Genomic DNA, 15,980 nt, shown 5'->3' with positions numbered 1-15,980 from the left:
ATGACCGATGAGCTTCGTCCTGAATTTCCAGATTCCGGGCAAAAACAGCCTGCAGCGCCCGACCTGTGGGCGCAATCAGCTACTGAAAAGAAAGCGGAAACGGCCAACACACCCTCCGCGGGCCACTGGGAGCGCGAGGTGCTGGAAAAGCTCGTGCTTGCCACCGTGGCCGAACAGCGCGCGGCGCGGCGCTGGCGCATCTTCTGGCGCCTGCTGTGGCTGGCGATCCTGGGAGGCATCGTGTGGGGCATTTCCGTTTCCACGCGCGATCTCACGGGTGCCGCCAAAAGCTCGCCGCACACCGCGGTGATCGACATCAAGGGCGAAATCGCCGCCGACGGGCCGACCAGCGCCGACGGCGTGGTGGCGTCGCTGCGCAGCGCGTTTGACGACGCGGGCGCGCAGGCGGTGGTGCTGCTGGTCAATTCCCCCGGCGGCAGCCCGGTGCAGGCGGGCATCATCAACGACGAAATCTTCCGCCTGAAGCAGAAACACGAAAAGCCGGTGTACGCCGTGGTCGAGGAAAGCGCGGCGTCGGCGGCCTATTACATCGCCTCGGCGGCCGATGCCATCTATGTGGACAAGGCGAGCATCGTCGGCTCCATCGGCGTGCTGATGGACGGCTTTGGCTTCAGCGGCGCGATGGACAAGCTGGGCGTGGAGCGGCGCCTGCTCACGGCCGGCGCCAACAAGGGCTTTCTCGACCCGTTCAGCCCGATGTCGGAGGAGCAGCGCGCCTATGCGCTCACGATGCTGGAGCAGATCCACCAGCAGTTCATAGCCGTCGTGAAGAAGGGCCGCGGCGATCGCATGAAAATCACGCCCGAAACCTTCAGCGGGCTGTTCTGGACCGGCCAGCAGGCCGTGGACATGGGCCTGGCCGATGGGCTTGGCAGCCTGGACTACGTCGCCCGCGAAATCGTCAAGGCCGAGGACATCGTGGACTACACCCAGCGCGACAACGTGGCCGAGCGCCTGGCGCGCCGCTTCGGCGCGGCGCTGGGCGCAGGGGCGATTCAGGCGCTGCGCAGCGCACCCCTGCTGCGCTGAACGGCGCGGCCGCGCCGGCGGAGGAGTCTCAGCGCTGGCTGTCCGGCACCCCGTGCCGGCCATGCCCCTGCGTGAAGCGGGCCGCGCCGGCGGCGCCTTCGGCCGCCACGATGGGCACGCCCAGGCGCCCTTCCTGGCGCAGGGCCTCTGGCACAGGCAGACCCCATTGCGCATAGGCCGATGCGCGGTCGGCAAGCATGCATTGCTGCGGGAAGGCGGCCAACTCGCATGCCAGCGTTTCGGCGGCGGCCAAGGCGCTCCCGGGCGCGGCGACGCGGTTCACCAGGCCCATGGCCAGCGCTTCGGCGGCGCCCACGGCGCGCCCGGTGAGGATCAGGTCCAGCGCGCGCGCCATGCCGACGATGCGCGGCAGCCGCACGCTGCCGCCATCGATCAGCGGCACGCCCCAGCGGCGGCAGAACACGCCGAGTTGCGCATCCTCGGCCGCCACGCGCAGATCGGCCAGCAACGCCAGCTCCAGCCCGCCGGCCACCGCATAGCCTTCGATGGCGGCGATGAGCGGCTTGGACAGCGGCATGCGCGTCGGCCCCATGGGCGCGTTCGGGCCGCCGGCGGGATCGAGCTCGTTGCGCAGCAGCGGGTCGGCCACCGCGGCAAGGTCTGCACCGGCGCAGAAATGCCCGCCCGCGCCGTGCAGCACGGCCACGCGCAGGTTTTCGTCGGCTTCGAACCGTTCGAAAGCCGCGCGCAGTGCGTCCGCCATCGGGCGGTGCACCGCATTGCGTTGCGCCGGGCGGTGCAGCGTGACGAGCGCGACCGGGCCGCGCGCTTCGAAGAGGACGTATTCCATTCAGGCTCCGATGGCAAACACCGTGGGCAGGCGTGGCACCGTGGCAGCCTGCGCCTGGCGCCAGGCGCTGACGGGCCTGCAGTGCACCTGGGCGTTGGCCAGCGTGAGGCCGCTGGCCAACGCCAGCCGGGTGCCGGGCCGCAGGTGCTGCAGCAGGGCGCTCCAGAGCGCGGTGTTGCGGTAGGGCGTTTCGATGAAGAGCTGGGTCTGGCCGTGTTGGAGTGCCAGCATCTCCAGCTGATGGATGCGTTTGGTGCGCTCTCCTGCGTCCTGCGGCAGGTAGCCGACAAACGCAAAGTTCTGGCCCGAGAGACCGCTGGCCGCGAGCGCGAGCAGCAGCGATACCGGTCCGATCAGCGGCACCACCGGGATGCCGGCATCGTGCGCGGCGCGCACGATGGAGCTGCCCGGGTCGGCTACCGCCGGCATGCCGGCTTCGCTCACCAGCCCCACGTCCTGCCCCTGCAGCAGCGGCGCCAGCAGCGGGCGTGCGTCGAAGCCGCCCGCATGGTCCCCCTTCTTGTGCACCGCGTGCGGCAGCTCGGTGATCTGCTGCGCCTGCAGCGGCACGGCCAGCGGTATGTGCGCCGCAACGCGCTTCAGGTAGGCGCGGCAGCTCTTGGCGTTCTCGCAGATCCAGTACGTGAGCCGGGCGGCGCGCTGCAGCGTCGCTTCAGGCAGCACATCGGTCAGCGGCGCTTCCTGCTCGCAGCCGAAATCCAGCGGCGTGGGCACCAGCCAGAGCGTGCCAGGCGGCGTCTGGCCGCTCATGGCAGCACCATTCCGGCGGCGCGCAGCATGCGGGCCACGCGGATCAGCGGCAGGCCGATCAGCGCCGTCGGGTCGTCGCTTTCGATGGCATCCAGCAGCGCGATGCCCAGCCCCTCGCTCTTGGCGCTGCCGGCGCAGTCGTAGGGCTGCTCCGCGTGCAGATAGCGCTCGATTTCCCCCGGCGAGAGCGGGCGAAAGCGCACCCGCACCGGCGCCAGCTCGGTCTGCGCGAAGCCGCTGGCCTGGCATGCCACGGTGACCGCGGTGTGAAAGATGACGGTCTGGCCGCTCATGCGCGTGAGCTGCCGGATGGCGCGCTCGTGCGTTCCCGGCTTGCCCAGCGGTTCTCCGGCCAGGTCCGCCACCTGGTCGGAGCCGATCACCAGCGCCTGCGGATGCCGCGTGGCCACCGCCCGCGCCTTGGCGCTGGCCAGACGCAGCGCCAGCGCACGCGGCGTTTCGCCGGGCAACGGCGTTTCGTCCACCTCGGGCGCGACCACGTCGAACGCCAGCCCCAGGCGCTGCAGCAGCGCACGCCGGTAGCGCGAGGTCGAGCCGAGGATCAGAGGCCGTGAAATGCGATCTGCTTGCGTCATGCCTTGATTCTCTTACACTGCTTTCATGACCAAGGAGTTCTCCGCTGACCGGCTCGATGTCAAGGCTTTCGCGCAGGCGAAGGCGCGCCTTGCCGGTCACGATTCACTGCTCAAGTACAAGCGGTTGTCGCAGAGCGCGCACAAGCTGCACCCGGAGCTGTATGTCGATTGGTCTGCAGACGGCGAATTGCGCGACCGGCTCGGAAGCAGCCCGCAGGCGTGGCTGCATCTGAAGGCGGAGGCCGCGTTCCCGGTCGTCTGCCAGCGCTGCATGCAGCCCATGGACGTGCCGCTGCGCGTGGATCGGCGGTTCCGCTTTGTGCATGACGAAGCGACGGCGGAGGCGCAGGATGGCGAGAGCGAGGAGGATGTGCTGGTGCTCTCGCGCGAATTCAATCTGCGCGAGCTCGTCGAGGATGAGCTGCTGCTGGATCTGCCGCTGGTGCCGCGCCACGATGAGTGCCCGGTGCCGGTGCAGATGAGCGTGGGCGAGGAAGACCTGGCATCCGAGCCTGCACCTGCCAACAACCCGTTTGCCGCGCTGGCCGGGCTTCAGATGCACAAGCCCAAAAGTTGATGCTTGGGCAGATTCATCGAATCATTTATAATCGCCGGTTTCGCGTAAGTGCGCTTGTATCTTTGACGGGCTGAGCGCTTGGCCCGATTACCCCAGACACCAGGAGCCCACCATGGCCGTTCAGCAAAACAAGAAGTCGCCCTCCAAGCGGGGCATGCATCGCTCGCACAATGCGCTCAAGGCACCGGGCACGGCGCTTGAGCCGACCACCGGTGAAGTGCATCTGCGCCACCACATCAGCCCCAACGGCTTTTACCGTGGGCGCCAGGTGATCAAGGCCAAGGGCGACGACGCCGAAATCTGATTCCCGGCGCCTATCGCGCTGTTGCATCCATTGCGCCTCAGGGCCCGCGGCTACGTGACGGTAGCGCGGGCTTTTGTCGTTGTGGGCGCGACATTGCACTAGATGCCACAATTGCACACAAATTTTCAATATTCAGAGAATGATCACACTGGCTGTCGATTGCATGGGTGGCGACCACGGCGTGTCCGTCACGCTGCCGGCGTGCCGCCGCTTTCTGGAGAGCCATCCCGACGCCCGCCTGCTGCTGGTGGGCCAGCCGCAGGCACTGGGCGCTTTCGCGCATGAACGTGCCACGTCCGTGGCCGCGAGCCAGGTGGTGGGCATGGACGATTCGGTGGAGGAGGCGCTCAGGCGCAAGCGGGATTCGTCGATGCGTGTGGCGATCCAGCAGGTCAAGGACGGCGCGGCGCAGGCGGCCGTGTCGGCCGGCAATACCGGAGCGCTGATGGCGACGGCGCGCTATCTGCTCAAGACGCTGGACGGCATTGATCGCCCGGCGATTGCCACGCAGATTCCGAATGCGCAGGGTGGCGCCACCACGGTGTTGGATCTGGGCGCCAATGTGGATTGCACCGCAGAGCACCTGCTGCAGTTTGCCGTGATGGGCTCCGCGCTGGTGTCCGTGCTCAAGAACGACTTGCGGCCCACGGTGGGTCTGCTCAACGTGGGCGAGGAAGCCATCAAGGGCAGCGAGGAGATCAAGCGTGCCGGGGAGTTGTTGCGTGCCGCGGCGGCCCGGGGCGACTTGAATTTCGTCGGCAACGTCGAAGGCAATGATATTTTCAAGGGCGCCGCCGATATCGTGGTCTGCGATGGCTTCGTCGGCAATGTTGCCCTCAAGACCATAGAGGGACTTGCCTCCATGATCGGTGGTTTTCTCAAGGAAGAGTTTTCACGCAATATTTTCACGAAACTGGCGGCAACGGTTGCTTACCCAGTGTTATCTGCGCTTAAAAAACGCATGGACCACCGGCGTTACAACGGCGCTGCGCTGCTGGGCCTGCGCGGCCTGGTGTTCAAGAGCCACGGTTCTGCCGATGCGCTGGCATTCGAGCAGGCGCTGGTGCGCGCGTATGATGCGGCCCGCAATGACCTGCTGGAGCGCGTGCGCACCCAGGTTGCGCGTGCGGCGCCTTTGCTGGCAGCCGCGGATATTTCGCCTGAACCCGCAACCAACGCCTCTCCTGGACTTTGATGAGACGCTATTCCCGCATTGTCGGCACCGGCAGTTACCTGCCGCCGCGCCGAGTCAGCAACGACGAACTGGCCGCCGAACTCGCGGGCAAGGGCGTGGAAACTTCCGACGAATGGATCATTGAGCGCACCGGCATCCACGCACGGCATTTCGCCGACGAGGGTGTCTGCAGCAGCGATCTGGCCTTGCAGGCCGCGCAGCGGGCGCTTGAGGCTGCGGGTCTTGGGGCGCAGGAGCTGGATCTCATCATCGTCGCCACGTCCACGCCGGACATGGTGTTTCCCTCGACCGCGGCGATCCTGCAGCACAAGCTCGGAATTTCCAACGGCTGCCCGGCATTTGACGTGCAGGCGGTCTGCAGCGGTTTTGTTTACGCGCTTGCGGTGGCAGATGCCATGGTGCAGGCGGGCAGCGCCCGTTGCGTGCTGGTGGTGGGCAGCGAGGTGTTCAGCCGCATCCTCGATTTTTCCGATCGCACCACCTGCGTGCTGTTTGGCGACGGCGCGGGCGCGGTGGTGCTCCAGGCCTCCGATACGCCGGGTATTCTGGCGAGCGATCTGCATGCCGACGGTCAGCATGTGGGTCTGCTGTGCGTTCCGGGCCATGTGAGCGGCGGCGGCATTCTGGGCGATCCGCTACTCAGGATGGATGGGCAGGCGGTGTTCAAACTCGCTGTCAGCGTGCTGGAAAAGACGGCGCATGCCGCGCTGGAGAAGGCGGGCATCGCCGCCACGGAAGTGGATTGGCTGGTGCCGCACCAGGCCAATATCCGCATCATGCAGAGCACGGCCCGGCGCCTGCATCTGCCCATGGAAAAGGTGGTGGTCACCGTCGCCGAGCATGGCAACACCTCGGCGGCATCGATTCCGCTGGCGCTGGATCATGCGGTGCGTGCCGGGCAGATAAAGCCGGGTCAGAACGTGCTGCTGGAAGGCGTGGGCGGCGGGTTCACCTGGGGTTCGTTACTCGTAAAAATGTAGCTATCAGCGAATGATATATATGTGCTATAGCCGGTTTTCATGGTGATTTTTCGATGACAGTTCCCTTTGCATTCGTGTTTCCCGGCCAGGGCTCGCAGGCGGTGGGCATGCTGGACGCCTGGGGGGATCACCCCGCCGTGGCCCAGACGCTGAGTGAAGCGTCCGACGCCCTGCATGAGGACATCGGCGCGCTGATCCACGACGGCCCCAAGGAGCAGCTGGCCTTGACCACCAACACCCAGCCGGTGATGCTGGTGGCGGGCATCGCCGCCTGGCGGGTGTGGCGCGCCGAGGGTGGCGCGCTGCCTGCCGTGCTGGCGGGCCATTCGCTGGGCGAGTATTCGGCGCTGGTGGCTTCTGGCGTGCTCACGCTGGTCCAGGCAGCGCCGCTGGTGCGTCTGCGCGCCCAGGCGATGCAGGATGCGGTGCCGGTGGGCGCTGGCGCCATGGCGGCCATTCTCGGTCTGCCTGCGGAACAGGTGATCGCTGGCTGTGCGCAGGCGACGGCCAGTTTCGGCGCGGGTTCGGCGGAGGTGGTCGAGGCGGTCAATTTCAACGATCCGGCGCAGACCGTGATCGCCGGCACCAAGGATGGCGTGGCCAAGGGTTGCGAGGTGCTCAAGGCCCTGGGTGCCAAGCGCGCGCTGCCGCTGCCGGTGTCGGCGCCGTTCCATTCCAGCCTGATGAAGCCTGCGGCGGAAAAACTCAAGGCGGCGCTGGCGGATCTGTCCCTTGGCGTGCCTCAGATTCCCGTCATCAACAACGTCGATGTGGCGATACAGCAGGATGCGGACGCCATCCGCGATGCGCTCTACCGCCAGGCCTTTGGGGCGGTGCGCTGGGTGGAATGCGTGCGCGCGATCAAGGCCCGAGGTGTGGCGCATGTGATCGAATGCGGCCCGGGCAAGGTGCTCTCCGGCATGGCCAAGCGCATCGATGCGGGGTTGGCCGGCGCCTGTCTGCAAGACCCGGCCTCGCTGGCGGAAATCAAGGAGATGCTGGCATGAACGCGCTCGTTACACCCCGGATCGCACTGGTTACCGGCGCAACACGCGGCATCGGGGCCGCCATCGCGGCAGAGCTCGCGGCGCGCGGCCATACCGTAATCGGCACCGCCACCACGCAGCAAGGCGCCGACCGCATCGCGCAGGCACTGGCAGCGCAGGGCGGCAGGGGCGCGCAACTGGATGTGACCGATGGCGCTGCCGTACAGGCGCTGGTCGATGCCATCGTGAAGGACCACGGCGGCCTGCATGTGCTGGTGAACAACGCCGGCATCACGCGCGACCAGCTCGCGATGCGCATGAAGGACGAGGAGTGGGATGCGGTGATCGACACCAATCTCAAGGCGGTGTTCCGTGTCAGCCGCGCGGCGATCCGCCCCATGATGAAGCAGCGCTTTGGCCGCATCATCAGCGTCACCAGCGTGGTTGGCGCCTCGGGCAACCCCGGGCAGGCGAATTACGCCGCGGCCAAGGCCGGCGTGGCGGGCATGACGCGCGCGCTGGCGCGCGAGTTGGCCAGCCGCAGCATCACCGTCAACTGCGTGGCGCCGGGCTTCATTGCCACCGACATGACGGCCAGCCTGCCCGAGGAGCAGAAGCAGGCGCTGCTCACGCAGATTCCGCTGGGTGCGCTGGGCCGCCCCGAGGACATCGCGCAGGCCGTGACCTATCTGGCCAGCGATGGCGCGGGCTACGTCACCGGGCAGGAGCTGCACGTCAACGGCGGCATGTACATGTAATGCGCGGCGAGCTGGCTGCCGCGCCCTTTGGCGCGATACCCCTTGCAGCTAGAATCGCCACTCTGTTCACAACCCCCAGAGGGAACCCCCCATGAGCGATATCGAAGCACGTGTCAAGAAAATCATCGCCGAGCAACTCGGCGTGGAAGAGTCACAGGTCACCAATGAAAAGGCCTTCGTCGCCGATCTGGGTGCCGACTCGCTGGACACGGTCGAGCTGGTGATGGCGCTGGAAGATGAGTTTGGCATCGAGATCCCTGACGAGGACGCAGAGAAGATCACGACGGTGCAGAACGCCATCGACTACGCCAACACCCATCAGAAGGCATAAACGCCGCTTTGCTGCACCCCGCGCTGGCGGGCCATGCAGCTCAACTTTGGAAAGCTGAACGCATGAGCCGACGTCGCGTCGTCGTGACTGGTCTGGGCTGCGTCACTCCCGTGGGAAACACGGTGCGTGAGGCCTGGGCCAGCATCCTTGCCGGCCGCTCCGGCATTGGTCCCATCACCCGGTTTGACGCCTCGGCGTTTTCCTGCCGCATTGCGGGCGAAGTCAAGGGTTTTGACCTCAACGCCTACATGACGCCCAAGGAAGCGCGCACCATGGATGCCTTCATCCATTACGGTGTCGCCGCGGCGGACGAGGCGGTGCGCGATGCCGGGCTGCCCACGGGCGAAGCGCTCGGCGAGGAACTGGCCGAACGCATAGGCTGCATCGTGGGCTCGGGCATCGGCGGTCTGCCGCTGATCGAAGACACCCATGCCGAACTCGCCAGCCGGGGCCCCCGGCGCATCACGCCGTTCTTTGTACCCGCATCCATCATCAACATGGTGGCGGGCCATGTGTCCATGCGTTTTGGCTTCAAGGGCCCCAATTTGTCGGTGGTGACGGCCTGCACGACCGGCCTGCACTGCATCGGCGAGGCGGCGCGCAAGATCGAATACGGCGATGCCGATGTGATCGTCGCCGGCGGTACCGAGGCCACGGTCTCGCCGCTGGGCGTGGGCGGCTTTGCCGCAATGCGTGCTCTGTCCACGCGCAACGACGATCCGCAGGCGGCATCGCGCCCCTGGGACAAGGACCGCGATGGCTTCGTGCTCGGCGAGGGCGCGGGCGTCATGGTGCTTGAGGAGTACGAGCATGCCAAGGCGCGCGGCGCAAAAATCTACGCCGAACTGTCCGGCTATGGCATGAGCGCCGATGCGGGACATATCACGGCGCCCAACATGGATGGGCCGCGCCGCGCGATGGTCGCTGCCTTGCGCAATGCCGGTGTCAACCCCGACGAGGTGGATTACCTGAATGCGCACGGCACCTCCACGCCGCTGGGCGACATCAATGAAACCAACGCCATCAAGGCGGCGCTGGGCGATGCGGCGCGCAAGGTGGTCGTGAGCTCTACCAAGTCCATGACGGGCCACCTGCTGGGCGGCGCCGGCGGCATCGAAAGCGTTTTCACCGTGCTGGCGCTGCACGAACAGAAGGTGCCGCCGACCATCAACCTGGCCAACCAGGACCCTGAATGCGACCTGGATTACTGCGCCAACACGGCGCGCGACATGGCTCTCAAGATCGCTGTCAAGAACAACTTCGGCTTTGGCGGAACCAATGGCACGCTGGTGTTCCGGCGCGTTTGACATGAGCGCCCGCCCGGGCGCCGGATAGGGTGCCGGACAGAGCCGCCCAAGTGATTCCAGATGCCCGCTACCGTATATCTCCCGCCCGCAGTCAGCTATCCTTTTTCCAGACCGCGCGTGCTCGCGTGGGCAGCGCTGGGGGCATCCCTGCTGGGGTTGGCCGTTGTGGTGCTGTGGCTCGCCGGACAGCAGGTGCGGCCTGGTCCATACGTCCTTGGTCTTGGCGGCTGGTTGGTCTGCGCCTTGCTGGCGGTGGCCTGGTGGCGTGGCACGGCAGGCGGTGAGCTTGCCTGGGGCGGTGGCGAGGGTTGGTCGATCACGATGGGAGGCTGGGCGCAGGCGCATTGCCTGTCGCCCCGGGTATGCCTGGATCTGCAGTCGAGCCTGTTGTTGCTTGTGAAACGCCAAAGCGGCGCCAGTGAATGGCTGTGGCTTGAACGGCGCCGCCTGCCGCGGCGCTGGCCCAGCCTGCGCCGCGCCCTGGCCGCCGATATGGCCGCGAGAGGTGGTGGCGTATGAACCCCAGACCGGAGCCCGGCGACCCGCTCAATAGCGATCTGCAACTGGTGGAGCGCACGGTGGCGGGCGACCAGCATGCCTATGAGCTGCTGGTGATCAAGTACCAGCGGCGCATTGAACGGCTGATCGGGCGCATGGTGCGCGACGTTGATCTGGTGCAGGATATTGCGCAGGAGACGTTTCTGCGGGCGTATCGCGCGCTGCACCAGTTCCGTGGGGATGCGCAGTTCTATACCTGGCTCTATCGGATTGCCGTCAACACGGCGAAAAAGTCGCTCATGGACCTCAAGCGCGACCCCTTGATCACGGAAAGCGCCTTGCGCGGGGCTGCAGAGGACGATGATGAAACTTCTGTGCTGACCCGTGAACTAACCACCGACGAGACGCCGGAAACCGTGCTTGCGGCTCAGGAAGTGGCGCAAGCGGTCAATCTGGCGCTCGAGGCGCTTCCGGCGGAGTTGCGCCAGGCGGTGACGTTGCGCGAGATTGAAGGCTTGAGCTATGAGGAAATCGCGCAGGTGATGGGTTGCCCCATAGGTACGGTGCGTTCACGGATTTTTCGTGCGCGCGAGGCAATTTCGGCCAAAGTCAAGCCCTTGCTGGAGCGCCAGTCGGGCAAGCGCTGGTGATGGTGGTGAAGCTGGCTGAATGGGAATGACACCATGAACGATGAAGTATCAATGCGTGAATGCCTGTCGGCGCTGGCCGATGGTGAACTGCCGGGTCATGAGTGTCCGCAGGCGCTGGCCTATGCGCGGACCGATGAAGGCAGAGCGTCGTGGCAGACCTACCACGTCATTGGCGACGTGATGCGCGGGGTGGCGGCCATGCCCATGCTGGATGCTTCCATGCTGGAGGGGCTGCGCACCCGGATTGCCCAGGAGCGTCCCTCCGCGGTCCTGGCTTCCGACGCCGAGCCCGCCGTGGTCAGCCTTCAGACGCATGCGGCGGAGGCCGCCAATGCCTCGGTGTGGCACTGGAAGCTCGCGGCAGGCTTTGCGTCACTGACAGCGGCGGTGGCGTTGGGCTGGACGGCGTATTCCAACCTCGGTGCGCCGCCGGCTGCGGGTATGCAGCTGGCAAGCAACGCAGGGGTGCAATCCCCGGTTCGACTGCTGGTCAATGAACAGGGCGTGATCCGTGATCCGCAGCTCGATGAACTGATGCGTCAATCTGGGCGTTATGGCGGCATGAGCGTGCAGCAGCGCGAGCCCTTTTTGCGCAACGTCGGCCTGCAGGGCCAGTCCCGGCGCTGAGCGGGCCTGATCGGTCGAGGCTGCGCACGGGCCGCCCCTTGGGGGCGGTTCTTTTTGTTGAAGACTGAAGAGAGCGAGGATGGCGATGAAGTGGTGCATGAACGTGAAAGGCGGCTTGTGGTCCGTGACTCTGGCCGGTGCGCTTGCGCTTGCGCTCGCGGCGGGAGCGGCGCTGGTGCCACAGCAGGCCCAGGCGCAATCGGCCCCCATCGTGCGCGGCTTGCCCGATTTCACCGAACTGGTGGATCTGGTGGGGCCTTCGGTGGTGAACATCCGCACGCTGGAAAAGGTCGATGCCGATGGCGCTTCCGACGGGCCCGATGAGGACATGCTGGAGTTTTTCCGGCGCTTCGGCATTCCCGTTCCCAACATGCCGCGTCGCCGCGGACAGCGCCCGGGCGGCCCGCAACAGGAGCAGCCGCGCGGCGTGGGCTCGGGCTTCATCCTCACGGCGGACGGCTATGTGATGACGAATGCCCACGTCGTCGATGGCGCCGACGAGGTGATGGTGACACTGACCGACAAGCGCGAGTTCAAGGCGAAGATCATCGGTGCCGACAAGCGCTCCGACGTCGCCGTGGTGAAGATCGACGCCACGGGGCTGCCAGCTGTCAGGATCGGCGACGTTTCGCGCCTGAAAGTGGGCGAATGGGTCATGGCCATCGGTTCGCCGTTCGGTCTCGACAACACCGTCACCGCCGGCATTGTCAGCGCCAAGCAGCGCGACACGGGCGACTATCTGCCGTTCATCCAGACCGATGTCGCGATCAATCCCGGCAATTCCGGCGGACCTTTGATCAACATGCGCGGCGAGGTGGTCGGCATCAACAGCCAGATTTATTCGCGCTCGGGGGGCTTCATGGGGATTTCGTTCGCCATTCCCGTCGATGAGGCGATGCGTGTGAGCGACCAGCTGCGCGCATCCGGACGGGTCAGCCGCGGGCGTATCGGCGTGCAGATCGAACCGGTGACCAAGGACATTGCCGACTCCATGGGCCTGGCCAAACCGCAGGGTGCGCTGGTGCGCGGGGTGGAGGTGGGCTCGCCTGCGCAGAAGGCCGGCATCGAGGCGGGCGACGTGATCACGCAGTACGACGGCAAGGCGGTTGAAAAATTCTCCGACCTCCCGCGCATGGTGGGCAATACCAAGCCTGGCACCAAGACGACGGTCACGGTATTGCACCGTGGCAGTTCACGTGAACTGTCCATCACGATTGCCGAGGTGCAGCCCGACGAGGGCGTGGCCGCGAAAGACGAAGGCGGCAAATCGCACGCGGACAAGCCGTCCAAGATGGCGCAGCAATGGGGCTTGGTGGTGCAGGCGCTGCCGGCAGATGAAGCCAGGGAGCTGCGCATCAAGGGCGGTGTGAAGGTGGTGAGTGCCGACGGCCCCGCAGCGCGTGCGGGCCTCAAGGCCGGCGACGTGATCTTTGCGCTGGCCAACACCGATGTCGGTTCGGTCAATGAATTCGAAGGGCTGCTTTCCAAGGCGGACACGAAGAAGCCGCTCAGTGTGATGTTCCGCCGCGGCGATTGGGCGCAATACACCCTGATCCGTCCGGAACGCTGAGCACGCCGACCGGTAAAATTGAGGGTCGAGGGCGGCCTGACCGGTAGGTTGCCCGTCGCTACAATGGCTTTCCAACGCTTGCAAGCGAGTTGATCCGGGGCGCGTCGTATCGCTGACGCGCCCTTTTTCATGGGTCGGGCGCAAGGCTGAACCGCATGAATACGGTTATCGGATGAAACACATCAGGAATTTTTCGATCATTGCGCATATCGACCACGGCAAATCGACGCTGGCCGACCGCATCATCCAGCGCTGCGGCGGTTTGCAGGAGCGCGAGATGCAGGCGCAGGTGCTCGATTCCATGGAGATTGAGAAAGAGCGCGGCATCACCATCAAGGCGCAGACGGCGGCACTGCAGTACAAGGCGCGCGATGGGCAGGTGTACAACCTGAACCTCATTGACACGCCTGGCCACGTGGATTTTTCCTACGAGGTCAGCCGTTCACTGTCGGCATGCGAGGGCGCATTGCTGGTGGTGGACGCCAGCCAGGGCGTTGAGGCGCAAACCGTGGCCAACTGCTACACCGCCCTGGACCTGGGTGTGGAAGTGCTGCCGGTGCTCAACAAGATGGACCTGCCGCAGGCCGACCCCGAGACGGCCAAGCAGGAGATAGAGGACGTGATCGGCATCGACGCGAGCGATGCCATCCCCTGCTCTGCCAAGACCGGCATGGGCATTGATGACATCCTGGAGGCCGTCGTCGCCAAGGTGCCGCCGCCTCGGGGCAATGCGGACGGGCCGCTGCGCGCGATGATCATTGATTCGTGGTTTGACAGTTATGTCGGCGTGGTGATGCTGCTGCGCATGGTGGATGGGCGGCTCAGGAAGGGTGAGCGCATCAAGCTCATGGCCACGGGCGCTGCCTATGAGGCCAACCAGTTGGGCGTGTTCACGCCGGCGCAGCAGCAGCGCGACGAGCTCAGGGCGGGCGAGGTCGGCTACCTCATCTGCGGCATCAAGGAGCTCAAGGCGGCCAAGGTGGGCGATACCGTCACGCTGGAAAAAAAGCTGCCGAACAACGCCGGGCCGGCCACGCAGGCGCTGCCCGGCTTCAAGGAAATCCAGCCGCAGGTGTTCGCCGGCCTGTATCCCACCGAGGCCAGCCAGTACGACCAGTTGCGTGACGCGCTGGAGAAGCTGCAACTCAACGACGCCTCGCTGCATTTCGAGCCCGAGGTCAGCCAGGCGCTGGGCTTTGGCTTTCGCTGCGGTTTTCTCGGACTGCTGCACATGGAGATCGTGCAGGAGCGCCTGGAACGTGAGTTTGACCAGGACCTCATCACCACCGCGCCCAGCGTGGTGTATGAAGTGGTCAAGGGGGGCGGCGAGGTGATACGCGTCGAGAACCCTGCCAAGATGCCGGAGCCGGGCCACATCGAGGAGGTGCGCGAGCCCATCGTCACGGTGCATCTGTACATGCCGCAGGATTACGTCGGCCCGGTGATGACGCTGGCCAACCAAAAGCGCGGCATCCAGCTCAACATGCAATACCATGGCCGCCAGGTCATGTTGACCTACGAATTGCCGCTGGGCGAGATCGTGCTTGATTTTTTCGACAAGCTGAAGTCGATTTCGCGCGGCTATGCGTCGATGGACTACGCCTTCAAGGAGTACCGCGCCTCCGACGTGGTCAAGGTGGACATCCTGCTCAACGGCGAGAAGGTCGATGCGCTCTCCATCATCGTGCACCGCAGCCAGTCGCAATACCGTGGGCGTGCGGTGGTGGCCAAGATGCGCGAGATCATCAGCCGCCAGATGTTCGACGTGGCGATCCAGGCGGCGATCGGTGCCAACATCATCGCACGCGAGACGGTGAAGGCGCTGCGCAAGAACGTGCTGGCCAAGTGCTACGGCGGCGACATTTCGCGCAAGCGCAAGTTGCTGGAAAAACAGAAGGCGGGCAAGAAACGCATGAAACAAATTGGCTCCGTCGAGGTGCCGCAGGAGGCGTTCCTGGCCATCCTGCAAATAGAGGATTGACGTTTATGCAAGCCATCACAGCCGTTGTGCTCGCGGCCTTTGTCGCCTACGTGGGCGCCTGGTATTTCGGCGCGATCGAAGGCAATTTCGCCTTGCTGCTCATGCTGGCAACCCTGGTGACGGGCCTGTACTGGCTGGCCGAGCGGTTTTATTTCCTGCCCCAGCGCAGGCGTGCGGTGCAGGCGGTGCAGCAGGCGGCGGCGCAGCGGCGCGGCGAACTCGAGCGCATGGGTATCGCGAAAACGGACGACGACGGCGCCACGGAGGTCCAGGGACGCCTGCTGGCGCAGCCTTGGTGGCTGGACTGGACGGCAGGGCTGTTCCCGGTGATCTGCGCGGTGTTTCTGCTGCGTTCGTTCCTGTTCGAGCCGTTCAAGATTCCGTCGGGCTCCATGATTCCCACCTTGCTGGTGGGCGACCTGATTCTGGTCAATAAATACACCTATGGTCTGCGCCTGCCGGTCTTCAATACCCGTCTCACGCAAGGCAATGCACCGCAGCGCGGCGATGTGATGGTGTTTCGCTACCCGCCGCAGCCGAGCCTGGACTACATCAAGCGGGTGGTGGGCGTGCCAGGCGACGAAGTGGCTTATCTGAACAAGCGCCTGACCATCAACGGCAAGGAAGTGCCGGTGAAGGAGTTGCCCGAATTCTTCGACGCGGATGCGATGCGCTATTTCGCCCAGAGGCAGGAGCAGCTGGGCCTGCACACGCACAACATCATTTTGAACAAGGACGTGCCAGCCTTTGTGCAGGGGGCGAGTGAATTCCACTACCGCGACCACTGCACCTACAGCATCGAAGGCGTGGTGTGCAAGGTGCCGGCGGGCCACTATTTCATGATGGGTGACAACCGCGATAATTCGCTCGATTCGCGCTATTGGGGGTTTGTACCGGAAGCGAATATCGTGGGCAAAGCCTTTTTTGTCTGGATGAACTTCGGTAACCTCAAACGCATTGGTTCATTCGACTGACAAAGGGAGCAACT

The 15,980-nt window shown here is 65.3% G+C and carries 18 protein-coding genes; 15 read left to right on the top strand and 3 right to left on the bottom strand.

Annotated elements, in window-relative coordinates; translation table 11 throughout:
• On the top strand, positions 1 to 1,050 hold the full coding sequence (locus tag K320_RS0103380; RefSeq protein ID WP_024537471.1) for a S49 family peptidase: 1,050 nt from the start codon (positions 1 to 3) through the stop codon (positions 1,048 to 1,050).
• A gap of 28 nt (positions 1,051 to 1,078) precedes the next feature.
• Here the strand turns inward: K320_RS0103380 and K320_RS0103375 are convergent, their stop codons facing one another.
• From K320_RS0103375 to K320_RS0103365, 3 genes are read right to left on the bottom strand one after another with little or no spacing between them, the layout of a single operon-like run.
• Entirely contained in the window at positions 1,079 to 1,861 is a 783-nt protein-coding gene (locus K320_RS0103375) for a crotonase/enoyl-CoA hydratase family protein (protein ID WP_024537470.1), read from the bottom strand.
• Positions 1,862 to 2,632, bottom strand: a complete 771-nt coding sequence (locus K320_RS0103370; protein WP_024537469.1) for an SAM-dependent methyltransferase — start codon at positions 2,630 to 2,632, stop codon at positions 1,862 to 1,864.
• Positions 2,629 to 3,228 carry a Maf family protein gene (locus K320_RS0103365; protein WP_024537468.1) on the bottom strand — a complete coding sequence of 200 codons (600 nt, stop codon included), beginning with the start codon at positions 3,226 to 3,228 and terminating at the stop codon, positions 2,629 to 2,631. Before K320_RS0103365 ends, K320_RS0103370 begins: the two co-directional genes overlap by 4 nt.
• Before the next feature lie 25 nt (positions 3,229 to 3,253).
• On the opposite strand from K320_RS0103365, the gene K320_RS0103360 reads away from it, so the two are divergent.
• From K320_RS0103360 to lepB, 14 genes are all read left to right on the top strand, one after another.
• Positions 3,254 to 3,805, top strand: a complete 552-nt coding sequence (locus tag K320_RS0103360; protein WP_024537467.1) for a YceD family protein — start codon at positions 3,254 to 3,256, stop codon at positions 3,803 to 3,805.
• A 112-nt stretch (positions 3,806 to 3,917) separates the two neighbouring features.
• Positions 3,918 to 4,109 carry a 50S ribosomal protein L32 gene (rpmF, locus tag K320_RS0103355; RefSeq protein ID WP_024537466.1) on the top strand — a complete coding sequence of 64 codons (192 nt, stop codon included), beginning with the start codon at positions 3,918 to 3,920 and terminating at the stop codon, positions 4,107 to 4,109.
• A 139-nt stretch (positions 4,110 to 4,248) separates the two neighbouring features.
• Positions 4,249 to 5,304, top strand: coding sequence for a phosphate acyltransferase PlsX (gene plsX / locus K320_RS0103350; RefSeq protein ID WP_024537465.1), 1,056 nt, complete (start codon positions 4,249 to 4,251; stop codon positions 5,302 to 5,304).
• Complete coding sequence (locus tag K320_RS0103345) at positions 5,304 to 6,284, top strand: beta-ketoacyl-ACP synthase III (protein WP_024537464.1); 981 nt, start codon at positions 5,304 to 5,306, stop codon at positions 6,282 to 6,284. Before plsX ends, K320_RS0103345 begins: the two co-directional genes overlap by 1 nt.
• A 53-nt stretch (positions 6,285 to 6,337) precedes the next feature.
• Positions 6,338 to 7,291, top strand: a complete 954-nt coding sequence (gene fabD / locus K320_RS0103340; protein ID WP_024537463.1) for an ACP S-malonyltransferase — start codon at positions 6,338 to 6,340, stop codon at positions 7,289 to 7,291.
• A complete protein-coding gene (fabG, locus tag K320_RS0103335) occupies positions 7,288 to 8,028 on the top strand; it encodes a 3-oxoacyl-ACP reductase FabG (RefSeq protein ID WP_024537462.1) in 741 nt (246 codons plus the stop codon). The genes fabD and fabG overlap by 4 nt, the downstream gene beginning before the upstream one ends.
• A gap of 91 nt (positions 8,029 to 8,119) precedes the next feature.
• Positions 8,120 to 8,359, top strand: coding sequence for an acyl carrier protein (gene acpP / locus K320_RS0103330; protein ID WP_003058049.1), 240 nt, complete (start codon positions 8,120 to 8,122; stop codon positions 8,357 to 8,359).
• Positions 8,360 to 8,421: 62 nt separating this feature from the next.
• Entirely contained in the window at positions 8,422 to 9,666 is a 1,245-nt protein-coding gene (gene fabF, locus K320_RS0103325; protein WP_024537461.1) for a beta-ketoacyl-ACP synthase II, read from the top strand.
• Positions 9,667 to 9,783: 117 nt separating this feature from the next.
• Positions 9,784 to 10,185 (top strand): hypothetical protein, encoded by a 402-nt coding sequence (locus K320_RS17965; RefSeq protein ID WP_024537460.1) that lies wholly within the window; start codon positions 9,784 to 9,786, stop codon positions 10,183 to 10,185.
• Complete coding sequence (gene rpoE, locus K320_RS0103315; RefSeq protein ID WP_024537459.1) at positions 10,182 to 10,814, top strand: RNA polymerase sigma factor RpoE; 633 nt, start codon at positions 10,182 to 10,184, stop codon at positions 10,812 to 10,814. The genes K320_RS17965 and rpoE overlap by 4 nt, the downstream gene beginning before the upstream one ends.
• Before the next feature lie 33 nt (positions 10,815 to 10,847).
• The gene (locus K320_RS0103310) at positions 10,848 to 11,441 is read left to right on the top strand and encodes a sigma-E factor negative regulatory protein (protein WP_024537458.1); all 594 of its coding nucleotides are present in this window, start codon (positions 10,848 to 10,850) and stop codon (positions 11,439 to 11,441) included.
• A 97-nt stretch (positions 11,442 to 11,538) separates the two neighbouring features.
• Positions 11,539 to 13,011, top strand: a complete 1,473-nt coding sequence (locus K320_RS0103305; protein WP_211236085.1) for a DegQ family serine endoprotease — start codon at positions 11,539 to 11,541, stop codon at positions 13,009 to 13,011.
• 172 nt (positions 13,012 to 13,183) lie between these two features.
• Positions 13,184 to 14,992, top strand: coding sequence for a translation elongation factor 4 (lepA, locus tag K320_RS0103300; RefSeq protein WP_024537456.1), 1,809 nt, complete (start codon positions 13,184 to 13,186; stop codon positions 14,990 to 14,992).
• On the top strand, positions 14,989 to 15,966 hold the full coding sequence (gene lepB, locus K320_RS0103295) for a signal peptidase I (RefSeq protein WP_024537455.1): 978 nt from the start codon (positions 14,989 to 14,991) through the stop codon (positions 15,964 to 15,966). Before lepA ends, lepB begins: the two co-directional genes overlap by 4 nt.
• Positions 15,967 to 15,980: the final 14 nt, after the last annotated feature.

Origin of the sequence: Comamonas badia DSM 17552 (assembly GCF_000484635.1) — a bacterium.
GTDB classification, from domain to species: domain Bacteria; phylum Pseudomonadota; class Gammaproteobacteria; order Burkholderiales; family Burkholderiaceae_C; genus Comamonas_C; species Comamonas_C badia.
The sequence above is the reverse complement of the archived record's forward strand: the minus strand, read 5'-3'. Positions and strand labels throughout refer to the sequence as shown.